This window comes from Thalassomonas sp. M1454 (assembly GCF_007097525.1).
In the GTDB taxonomy this organism is placed as follows: Bacteria; Pseudomonadota; Gammaproteobacteria; order Enterobacterales; family Alteromonadaceae; genus Thalassotalea_A.
The window spans coordinates 1-282 of sequence record NZ_VKDD01000034.1 but is presented as its reverse complement, the minus strand read 5'-3'; the positions used below and the strand labels follow the sequence as shown (position 1 = coordinate 282).

Here is a 282-nt window from a genome sequence, read left to right as displayed (position 1 = left end):
GGAAACGCGTAGTCGATGGGAAACAGATTAATATTTCTGTACTTCTATATATTGCGAAGGAGGGACGGAGAAGGCTAAGCAAGCATGGCGCTGGTTGTCCATGTGAAAGTATGTAGGTTGGGAGTTTAGGTAAATCCGGACTCCTAAGACTGAGATACGAGACGAGGCTCTACGGAGCTGAAGTTGTTGATGCCATACTTCCAGGAAAAGCTTCTAAGCTTCAGATATATAGGAACCGTACCCCAAACCGACACAGGTGGTTAGGTAGAGAATACTAAGGCG

At 46.1% G+C, this 282-nt stretch carries 1 rRNA gene; it reads left to right on the top strand.

Annotated elements, in window-relative coordinates:
* Positions 1–282, top strand: a 23S ribosomal RNA gene (locus FNN08_RS16280); the annotation flags it as partial.